The 8,788-nt window shown below is 54.9% G+C and carries 11 protein-coding genes; 3 read left to right on the top strand and 8 right to left on the bottom strand.

Annotated features, from left to right (window positions below; genetic code table 11):
* Positions 1 to 155 precede the first annotated feature (155 nt).
* Complete coding sequence (locus QT222_RS11730) at positions 156 to 719, bottom strand: hypothetical protein (RefSeq protein ID WP_491477278.1); 564 nt, start codon at positions 717 to 719, stop codon at positions 156 to 158.
* A 99-nt stretch (positions 720 to 818) separates the two neighbouring features.
* Between QT222_RS11730 and QT222_RS11725 the strand changes: the two genes are divergently transcribed.
* Positions 819 to 1,442 carry a hypothetical protein gene (locus tag QT222_RS11725; RefSeq protein ID WP_491477277.1) on the top strand — a complete coding sequence of 208 codons (624 nt, stop codon included), beginning with the start codon at positions 819 to 821 and terminating at the stop codon, positions 1,440 to 1,442.
* Positions 1,443 to 2,337: 895 nt separating this feature from the next.
* On the opposite strand, the gene QT222_RS11720 is transcribed toward QT222_RS11725, so the two are convergent.
* Complete coding sequence (locus QT222_RS11720; RefSeq protein ID WP_491477276.1) at positions 2,338 to 2,715, bottom strand: hypothetical protein; 378 nt, start codon at positions 2,713 to 2,715, stop codon at positions 2,338 to 2,340.
* Between the two features lie 728 nt (positions 2,716 to 3,443).
* Here QT222_RS11720 and QT222_RS11715 point away from each other — a divergent pair.
* Both QT222_RS11715 and QT222_RS11710 read left to right on the top strand, forming a co-directional pair.
* Complete coding sequence (locus QT222_RS11715) at positions 3,444 to 3,647, top strand: hypothetical protein (protein WP_160140710.1); 204 nt, start codon at positions 3,444 to 3,446, stop codon at positions 3,645 to 3,647.
* Positions 3,644 to 4,426 (top strand): winged helix-turn-helix domain-containing protein, encoded by a 783-nt coding sequence (locus QT222_RS11710; protein WP_491477275.1) that lies wholly within the window; start codon positions 3,644 to 3,646, stop codon positions 4,424 to 4,426. The genes QT222_RS11715 and QT222_RS11710 overlap by 4 nt, the downstream gene beginning before the upstream one ends.
* A gap of 60 nt (positions 4,427 to 4,486) precedes the next feature.
* Here QT222_RS11710 and QT222_RS11705 read toward each other — a convergent pair whose 3' ends face one another.
* The 6 genes from QT222_RS11705 to QT222_RS11680 form a co-directional block, all read right to left on the bottom strand.
* Complete coding sequence (locus QT222_RS11705) at positions 4,487 to 4,996, bottom strand: PIN domain-containing protein (protein ID WP_491477274.1); 510 nt, start codon at positions 4,994 to 4,996, stop codon at positions 4,487 to 4,489.
* Entirely contained in the window at positions 4,993 to 5,589 is a 597-nt protein-coding gene (locus QT222_RS11700; RefSeq protein WP_491477273.1) for a DUF7437 domain-containing protein, read from the bottom strand. Before QT222_RS11700 ends, QT222_RS11705 begins: the two co-directional genes overlap by 4 nt.
* Before the next feature lie 48 nt (positions 5,590 to 5,637).
* Positions 5,638 to 5,973: a DUF7558 family protein gene (locus QT222_RS11695; protein WP_004977668.1), complete on the bottom strand. Its 336-nt coding sequence runs from the start codon at positions 5,971 to 5,973 to the stop codon at positions 5,638 to 5,640.
* The gene (locus QT222_RS11690) at positions 5,973 to 6,263 is read right to left on the bottom strand and encodes a DUF8069 family protein (protein WP_491477272.1); all 291 of its coding nucleotides are present in this window, start codon (positions 6,261 to 6,263) and stop codon (positions 5,973 to 5,975) included. Before QT222_RS11690 ends, QT222_RS11695 begins: the two co-directional genes overlap by 1 nt.
* 125 nt (positions 6,264 to 6,388) lie before the next feature.
* Positions 6,389 to 6,814 (bottom strand): DUF8030 family protein, encoded by a 426-nt coding sequence (locus QT222_RS11685; RefSeq protein ID WP_491477271.1) that lies wholly within the window; start codon positions 6,812 to 6,814, stop codon positions 6,389 to 6,391.
* A gap of 546 nt (positions 6,815 to 7,360) precedes the next feature.
* Positions 7,361 to 8,788 (bottom strand): primase-associated protein (locus QT222_RS11680; RefSeq protein WP_491477270.1); only part of this gene is annotated, 1,428 nt, incomplete at its 5' end.

The following is an 8,788-nucleotide window of genomic DNA, read 5'->3' as shown; positions in this document are numbered from 1 at the left end:
ACCTCACTGCTTGCTGTTGCCCCACATCCGTGGGACGTAGCCAAGGTCCTCGACGCCATCCGCGTAGTCGCGGAGGAGATTGAGGTTGTGCTTGTTCTCAGTTGGGGGAGAAAAATTAAAATTTAAGTGAGTGCTTAGTTGGTCAAGATTGATCTCTACTTGGTTGAGACAGTGATATCAAGTGACAATGTCTCAGTAACACCTTCCACGATTATGTCTCGCTTGAATGTGTACGTCCCTGGGGGAAGATATGGACTCCCAGAATGACCCCATAGTTGATACTGCATTCGGTAGGATTCTCCTTTTGAGAGAGTTGCAGCTGTTTGTTGATCTGGACGATCTGGATATAGTTCGTCCTCACTCGCAAACCACCGTCCGTTCTTGTCTTTCCATGTGTTCATCCTCCCAACAAGGACGGCTTTTACATTGCCTCGGTTGCGTGTTCCTTCAATCGAGTTAACAGAATTGGTGCACGACTGTAATAAAGTAATATCCTCCCCAATCGTATTCTTGAGTTGAAGCCCGAGTTCAGCAGTAGACTCCTTGCTGATATCCATGTCGTCCATCCAGATCTTGGCCTCTAGATTATCTGCAGAGAAGTTGTAATCACGTACTTTTATTTCCCGCTTTGGATCGGATTTAGCGGATCCGGTTCCGGTAATCATCGCCGTTCCAAGTCCACTGGCCATTAGCGCTTGCAGATATTTTCTGCGTTGCATCAATTTAGAATTCGCTGTATTTGTAATATTAATGTGCTTTTCGGATGTTATTTCAGTCTCAAAAACACTTATGTGTTGGAATATCTAAGAGATCAATGCATGAAAATTGGCCTCTACTGGACCGATGAAAATGGCGTACAGGACTCTATGATTGATAATGCAGAAAATGCACTCTCGGATCTCATTGCCCAACTCAATACTGACACAATCATAGAACGCGAACGGATGGGAGAAGTGTCTGGAAGTTGGGAAAATTGCGAAACATACAACGATTATATGAGTGAATTTAACTCCCAAGCAAGTTTTAGCGATGGGGAAACTGCTATACTCATCTACTTTCGGGGTCTGATTCAGGGGTTCAGTTTCTCTGACCAAGCCGCAGCAGGGAAAGCCTCAACGGTTGGTGGTGCAAACCAGTACAACTCCGAGTACTGTGTAGTGAACGGGGATCTGAATAATTACGATGCTACTACATTCAAAAACTTCGTGAAGCATGAGTGGTTACACCTTCATGGAGCTACTCATGGGGATGGCGCACAATGGAATCGGTATTACGGATATGCCAATTCTCCGATGCTGACCGGCTACGCAGAATCTATTCGAGGAGGAAATCAGAAGCCATCCAATATCTGTAACCGTGATAAGGTTGGGACGATTGACGCACACGACGGGGAGATCTCGTCATGTGCTGATGTTTCCTCGGCAATCGACAGTAACTACTAACGGATAATAGAAGGTAGCGTTCAGCGAACCCTAAACCCGTCTTTTCTGCTGTTAAGTACCTTCTGTTGTGGTTGATTGTCGGTGATTCCCATTGGGGCAGCGGAGAGTCACAACTGGTAGGATGAGATTCCCAAAAAGCGTCTGGATGCTGTGTATAAGTCTTCTCTACTATCCAGAACTATCATTACGGCCTTAGACCTCAAAACCCTAGCGGTCAGACTTATACTGGAGCTTCCGAGTTAACAATCAATAACGATAGGAACCCCCGATTGTCTGGTCGTTGATGTTATGGGGCAGTGAAACTTCGCTCTGGCCTACTCCTCGTGGTATGCTTTGTACACCTCAGCAAGCAATTCGTGCACCTCAGGGCGATTCTATCAGGGATTCCCGAGGCTTTCAACCGGTTAAACTTCCAGCGCCGGAGTGAGAAACACCCCCTCTTCGAGACTGTACTCGACGAGACTGCAGAAGTATGCTGCGAGCGTGAGCATCAACCGCTGATAGAATCCTTCTGTAGAGAGTGACTCGTCTACTGAAAGTTATATCTACGTCTGAACACGATTGGCCAAACCAGTTACAAATTTGAGATTTTTCCTTCGTCACCACGTCACCAGTCTCAACGGATGAGGCGCCGTTCAACATATGTGAGGTGTCTGGGTTATGGACGCTCGACACGTCTTGATGCCTTTCGAAAAGGTGTCCTGATAAGTGCCGCAGTCATGCGTTTCTTCGCTTAGCTAGGATGTGAGGCGGAACAATTTGAGGTATAGCACTAGAGAGTGCTCCCAATAGACACAATCTGATGGTGTCCTTAACATCTCAAATTAAAGTGCTTGAGAACGGATAATTGGAGTATTCCCTGCGGTGGATTCGCGCCTTTTCCGAAGAGGGGATTTCAGTGAGCGTTAGGTATAAGACCGGTTTTTTGGAGCCCGCCATTCACTAAAACCCCCGTACCAGCGATAATCGTTGCACCTACGATCCCTGTTGCAAGCGGTGCAAGGATTGAAAATAATGTTATCTCTGCCACCACCGGCACAAAGAGGTTGATACTAAACCCCAAGCAGGGGCCCATAACAAGTAGCCAAATGGTAGAAAAAGAACTTCCTTGAGACGATTTATATGCCGAAATGCTAACTAGTATGAGTATCCCGGCGAATACGAGCACTGATTGAATGGCTGTCGGAGGTTCTGCATTCCACTCCCGGAGGGCAGTAAGTACCCCAAGAATGGTGACCAAGCCGACCGTGGAGGTGACAGCCGTCTTCATCATCGTTTTACTTCGCATAGATGTAATTTGATGTCTATGATTTGAAACTCTTGTGGCTAATATCTTATATTACATTCAACCAACTGGAGTAATATAATCCATATTATTATGCCATACGTAACCGAGTGAACGCGAATCACGTGGAACACGTCTCACGAAAAGAGCGGGTACATAGAACTCTTCGACACTGCATTCCACCTCTATTCGAGTCGAACTGCTTTGCAAAACTCGTGCTCTTATTCAGCACAGGTGTGAAAAACTGTCTCCAACTCGGAAATCACATCGAACCCTCCACAAATGGTCGGTCGCGAGCGACGCGGAGGGCGGCAGCGGCGAGCGGGGCGGGCGCTACATACACACCTATCCAGCCGGCTATGTCGCTCGGTGAGCCATTCACCGCCCTGGCGGACTCAAAAAGGGCGAGGCCGCCTCGGCCGTCCCCCGACCCCGCAAGCACCGCAGGCACGAGGCGCGCAGCGGCGGTCGCGGGACGTCGGGCGGCCGAGGGCTTTCATCGATGATAGGCTGAAAAGTCTATCATACCGCATTCGTGCGATTTGCTCTGGACCAACACGGTGTTTGCAGGGGCGAAGAGCCACTTCGTCTATCCCCACTCCCTCCCAGAGCGTGAAATCACGAAAACGGTCGATATGACCTTTGTACCCCCGGAATGTAACGTGTTACTGAACGATGCGACTAACGGACTCGGATCAGAACGGAGTGATGGACAGATGAGTGACCTGCTTGATGCCGCCGAGGGCGCCATCGCGCTAGTGTGCGGGGGATTCATTTTCCTCCTGTTCGGAAGCGCGCTGGGTACGACGGGGCTGATCGATCTCAGCTTCTGGGGGATCGTCTACGTCCTCGTCGGTATCGTTGTCCTCGTAACGGCCGCTGCAGCTGCAGCCGGTGCCGTCATCTCGGAGGTTGTATGACACTACGCTCACTTCTCGTCGACCTCGTATCGACGAATGACCCGAAGGAGGTCCCAGATGAGCAGATCCTGAACGTCCTCCGTGAGAACGACCGTATCGCGATGGGAACGCAGGATATCGCCGATGCAGTAGATATGTCTCGACAGGGCGTCGAGAACCGATTAGACGAGCTCGAACTCGAGAATCGAGTCCAATCACAGAAAATAGGGAACGTTCTTGTTTGGGATCTGCATCCAGATGAACGGCGAGACGTAGTTCCGGCTGAAATCGACCGCCTTGTTCACGCCTTTGACCTAATCCGAGACCAGTTTGCAATGACCCGCCGACTGGGAATGTATATCCTCCTCACCGGGTTTGCCCTCATCTTCACGAGCTTGAGCACGGCACTCGCTGCAACGCCGGTTGATCCCTTCGCAGAGATGCTCCTCGTGTGGGGATACGGAATCGCTGCAGGTGGGGGTGCAGCGTGGTTCGTCGGAGGTGGAACACAGCTTGCGACGATTGTTACTGAACACGTCGTCTATTGGCGGTTGACTGGAGAATCACTACGTACATGGAAAGAAGCCGATGCTGCAGCATCCAGCCAACGTGGTCAGATCGATGGTCGCCTCATCGTTGGCCTCTTTGTGCTCGTGCTCATCGGCGGCGCACTCGTTGGTGCTGCAAGTGACCTTCAAGCGGGGTTAGCTGCATCTTCTGCGTTTTCGTGGTTCGAAGCGACGGTTGTCGCTGGTCTATTTTTGGTCGCCCTTGTAGCGATGGTACTTGGAATCGAATAAGGGGGAGATGCTGAGCGACCACAAATCCTCGTAAGATGCGTCTCCTTCCGTCCCTATCCCTCAGCTACGACTCGAAACCAGGTCCTCGATGAACCGGAACCCGTTCACGTACGTCACCGAGTCCCCATACCCTTCACTCGCGAGGACGGTTTCGGCGCCTTCGCCGGCCGCGATGTCGGTCGTGTAGATGTACACCTCGGTCGCGGTCCCCGCACTGAGATGCTGGGCAGCGAGGGCGGCGAGGGCGGCGTCGGCACGTTCGACCTCGTCGGCAGGGCGCTCGTCGGCGTTCGCGATATACCGCTGGACGCCATCCATCACCCGCGAGACGACCGGCTCGGAGAACTCCAGTGGCGCCGCAATCGTCGCCCAGCCCTCGTCGATCGCGGTGTCGATGGGTGGCGCCTTGACGTCGGACTCGTCGACGGTCAGCTCCTCGTACACCCGTTCGGGCAGGACGAAGGTGACGTCGTTCCGGCGAGCGAACCGCCGAACAGCCTTGTACCGACTGTTCGACGGCTGTCCCATCGCGACGAACAGGCCGGTGTCGGCGATGTGGAGCCGGCTCACGCGTCGTCAGCGCCGTCGCCGTCGATGTCCAACTCGTCGAGTCCCGCCCCAGCCTCCTCGATGTCGTAGTGCTCGTGGACGACGGGCCGGAGTGCCTGGAGGATCATCTCCGCGGCCAGCGGCGAGATGTCGAGATCTTCCGCCATCAGGCGGTGGGTCACCTCGCCGCGCTCGCGGGCGACGGCGTAGGTGAGCGCGGTCGCGAGGCCGGCGACGCCGTGGCGGTCGATGTAGGTATCGATGTCGGCATCCGTTTCGCGGCGGCCGACGGCGTCGATGAGCGCCGGCGTGATCGTGTACTCGCGGTCGCCCGCAGCCGTCGTCACGGTCAGGTCGATCTCCCGGGCGGCGTACCGGCGTGGCTGTTCGTCGTCGGTGACGTCGACGACGCCGGCGTCGACGAGCCGATTGACGTAGCTGTAAGCGGTTCCCTGTGCGAGCTCGAGGTCGTCCATTACGTCCTGGACGGTCGCCTCCCCCTCCCGAGCGAGGTACGCGTACAGCTGGGCGAGCTGTGGCTCCTCGAGGAGATCGGCGACCGAGAGGAAGTCCTGGACGATGTCGCCGTCCGCGCGGTTTGAGGTGCGTGACACGATTCGTTCTTGATTACAGTTTACAGCGAATCAGTAAAGAGTGTTTGGTTACTCTGCCGGCGTCGCGACGAGATGCTCCTCGAGATCGCGCGTCCAGTACGTCGCGAGTCCGCCCGGACTACAGCGGGCGCACAACTGTATCGGGCCTTCCAGATGCCCCAGTTCGACCCGGAACCGCGTGAGCGCCGCGAGCGTGTCGACGACAAGACCACAGCCGTCACAGGCGACGTGATCGCGCTCGTCGGGATCCGGCTCCGTCTGGATCGCGCAGTCGACGCAGATCGGGTGGGTGACCCGTTCGTCCTGTCCCCAGGTGTGCGCCTCGCCGACCTCGGCGCCGGGCGAGGCGTCGCAGAAGGCACAGCCAGAGAGCGTCTGTTGCATCACTGCCCTCCTTCGCCGGCGTCGCGAGCGGCGGTCCAGCCTCGATGGAAGACCGCCAGTTGGAGAATCGAGTCGAATGCCTCGTCGCTTGGCTCGTGGACGAGAACGCGTTCGTCGGGGATGGGAGTGACGACGTCGTCGTCGACGAGGTCATTGACCAGAGAATGGGCTCTCCTGTCGTCAAAATCCGCTACTGCGACGCGGGCAGCATCTTGATCCTGTGCGACGAGTTCCGCTTCAAACCATTCGTGGTCGGCTGATGCATCGTCGAGTACGTCTGTACCGGGCATGGGAATCACGTCGGCGCGTATTGACGCGCCTCGGCCTCTCAGGCGCGGACAAACTACTCCGCTGCCACGTCGTTAACCAACACTGCGGGAGACTGCGATTCTGTGTTGGTTAAGTCGTGGGGGGATCAGAACTGATGAACGGGCCTCACGCGGAACGTATCTGGGTCAGTGTTCGGCGTCTCACTGGTTCGATTCAACGACGACCGCTGTGTGAGTCGGTTGACCAACTCCTCACGAACCGCTCCACGGCATACTGTCGTTTCGTGCCAGCCGAGACGTTCGTCGAAATACCGCTTCTGGAACCGCTGGCCGACGTCGTCGACGGCAATGAACTGTGTCCGCTTCACGCCCGCTACGCTCGTTGAGACGAACTCGGCTCCGACGTCTTCGTGGGTGAGTTCGACGAGTACGCACTCAACAAATGAGACGATGCCAGTCGGACTTCTGTTGTGAGGGAGCGCCAGTTCGAGATCTGTCCACGGTTCGTCGCTCGGTTGTTCAGTGTACTCGCTATGAAGTCGTGATCGCTGTTGCTCGTAGTCGGAAGACATGGTTGTTGAGTGGGGGCCTACGACAGCCCCCCTCGCCCCTCTCGGGGTGACAAACTCCACCGCGGATCGCACCCTCATCTAATGAGTGGATTCTGATATATCGGCTAGAGACTGTCGTCGTTTGATGACCCTTCGGCCGGAGAGAGCCAGCGGCGTTTGCACCCGTGTACCCTAGCCTTCCTTTGGATGATTTTGGAGGTGCAGAGAGAGTTGAAACGCCCTTAGATTTAGCAAGAGGTCCGTCGGGCAGTTTTCAGGCGTTACTAATGTCCTCGACGGGTTCCGAAAGATGGTGATTCAGCGAGATTGTGCTTGACGAGGTGTTGAAAGCACCGTATTCGAGAGGATTGGAGTCAAATTAGAATCAAGCCCTAGCAGAACTGACCGACCCCAACTGATGAGTTGCGAGACTATCCTTCCAGCACGATACCCATTCTTGCCCGAATTGGTCGACTGAATGCCTGAAAAGTGCATGACGGGTTTTCAATCTCCGTCACATCGCTGTCCGCTGAGAATAGTAATCTAACTGAGGGTTGGCTATCTGCGTCAGAACTCGTTTCCGTTACCCTCCGTTCCACTTAGTTGGTCATACATCCCGTCTGGGAATGGGAGACTTCCCCAGATCGAGTACGGGCACTGCTCCTGGCCGATGCAGTACCGCTGCATATCGTCGTTGTCACAGTTCATCGGAAGCGGGGTGTCGCCTCCAATGGTGTTCGAGAACTCGTAGCGAATCTGGTAGTCGGTGACTTGCTCGTCGTACCACGGCCACCGTGAGAAGACGCCCTTGAGGTCTGCAACAATCGTCTCAAGGTCGCTGTCCTGATACTGTGGCAGCCACATCACCATCCGGGCAAAGTTGTACAGGTCCTTTCGGACTGGCTTCTTCTCGTGGAGGCGCTCGGCCATATTGGCCATACAGGGGAGTTCGAACAGGTCCTCGATTGTCTCGACGTCGATGGACTGGACACCACGCGAAGACTCCTGAATCCGATAGTGGTTCGTATTTCCGTGCTCTCGAATGGTCAGACTCCGGTGGTCGTGCTGGGATGCGAGAAGGTTTCCGAGACTCCGAGGACTCGAGATGCGATTACACACATCTCGCTTCCAGCCCGCTTCCGGATCGTAGGACTCCACTGCTTCAAACAACTCCTTCGCCGAGTGGAACTCCCCCAGTGAGACGACCTCGTCTGGAGCGTCTCGAATCGCATCTCTGAGCACACGGATGGTCCGTTCACCGGGGTTCCAATCTCGCCAGATTCGTTCGTGGTGTCCCGTCTCGATGAAGCGGTCGATACGCTCTGTGATGGCCGACTCATTCGTCGTTAGCCACGTCATCTGGTCTTCAGAGAGGTTCTTCTCCTGGACCCGTAGGAGCTTCTTGAACGCACGTCTGGCGTACTCGCGATACTTTGTGTCGAAATCACCGACGGGCACATAGAGGCAGTTGTTTTCGACGCGAGTGAGCAACTCCCCGGCTTCTCCGGTCTCAGTTTCGGCATGAACGAGGCACTTCCTCGATGCTGCGGCCATCGGAATTTCGAGATACAACCCGTCACCGAACTTGGGCATCTCTTTGATCCCCGTACAAACGCGACCGGGGTGTGGTCCGTCCTCTCCGGGGTCTTTTGCGTATAGCACCTCTGCGATATCCTGTTGGAGACTCCCATCACCGAATTCTCGAAGGAGAGAGGCGAGATTGTTGACGTAGAGTTCGCGAATATCGTAGAGGACCTGTATCTTCCGTGGCGGGGCGTGCTCGAACTTCGGGTGCGCCTTAACGCAGATAGCACTCAACGTCGCGAGGACAGCGAGTATTCCAGGTTCATCGACGAAGGGTTGCTCTGCGGCGTTGGCTCTGACATCTTCTTTGAATGCCGCCGTACCAAACCGTTCGAGGTCGGTCAGTAAATCACCTGATTGCTCTTCGCCGTCGACGATATAGCGATTGTAGCCCCGGCTGAACTGTTGGTT

The organism is Haloferax sp. s1 (assembly GCF_058382125.1).
Note: the sequence above shows the minus strand (reverse complement) of the source record. Positions and strands in the feature narration are given on the sequence as shown.

What these genes read in the sequence shown, in the direction of transcription:
- QT222_RS11730 (WP_491477278.1), bottom strand. Translation starts at nt 719, where the DNA reads ATGCAACGCAGAAAATATCTGCAAGCGCTAATGGCCAGTGGACTTGGA.
- QT222_RS11725 (WP_491477277.1), top strand. Translation starts at nt 819, where the DNA reads ATGAAAATTGGCCTCTACTGGACCGATGAAAATGGCGTACAGGACTCT.
- QT222_RS11720 (WP_491477276.1), bottom strand. Translation starts at nt 2,715, where the DNA reads ATGATGAAGACGGCTGTCACCTCCACGGTCGGCTTGGTCACCATTCTT.
- QT222_RS11715 (WP_160140710.1), top strand. Translation starts at nt 3,444, where the DNA reads ATGAGTGACCTGCTTGATGCCGCCGAGGGCGCCATCGCGCTAGTGTGC.
- QT222_RS11710 (WP_491477275.1), top strand. Translation starts at nt 3,644, where the DNA reads ATGACACTACGCTCACTTCTCGTCGACCTCGTATCGACGAATGACCCG.
- QT222_RS11695 (WP_004977668.1), bottom strand. Translation starts at nt 5,973, where the DNA reads ATGCAACAGACGCTCTCTGGCTGTGCCTTCTGCGACGCCTCGCCCGGC.
- QT222_RS11690 (WP_491477272.1), bottom strand. Translation starts at nt 6,263, where the DNA reads ATGCCCGGTACAGACGTACTCGACGATGCATCAGCCGACCACGAATGG.
- QT222_RS11685 (WP_491477271.1), bottom strand. Translation starts at nt 6,814, where the DNA reads ATGTCTTCCGACTACGAGCAACAGCGATCACGACTTCATAGCGAGTAC.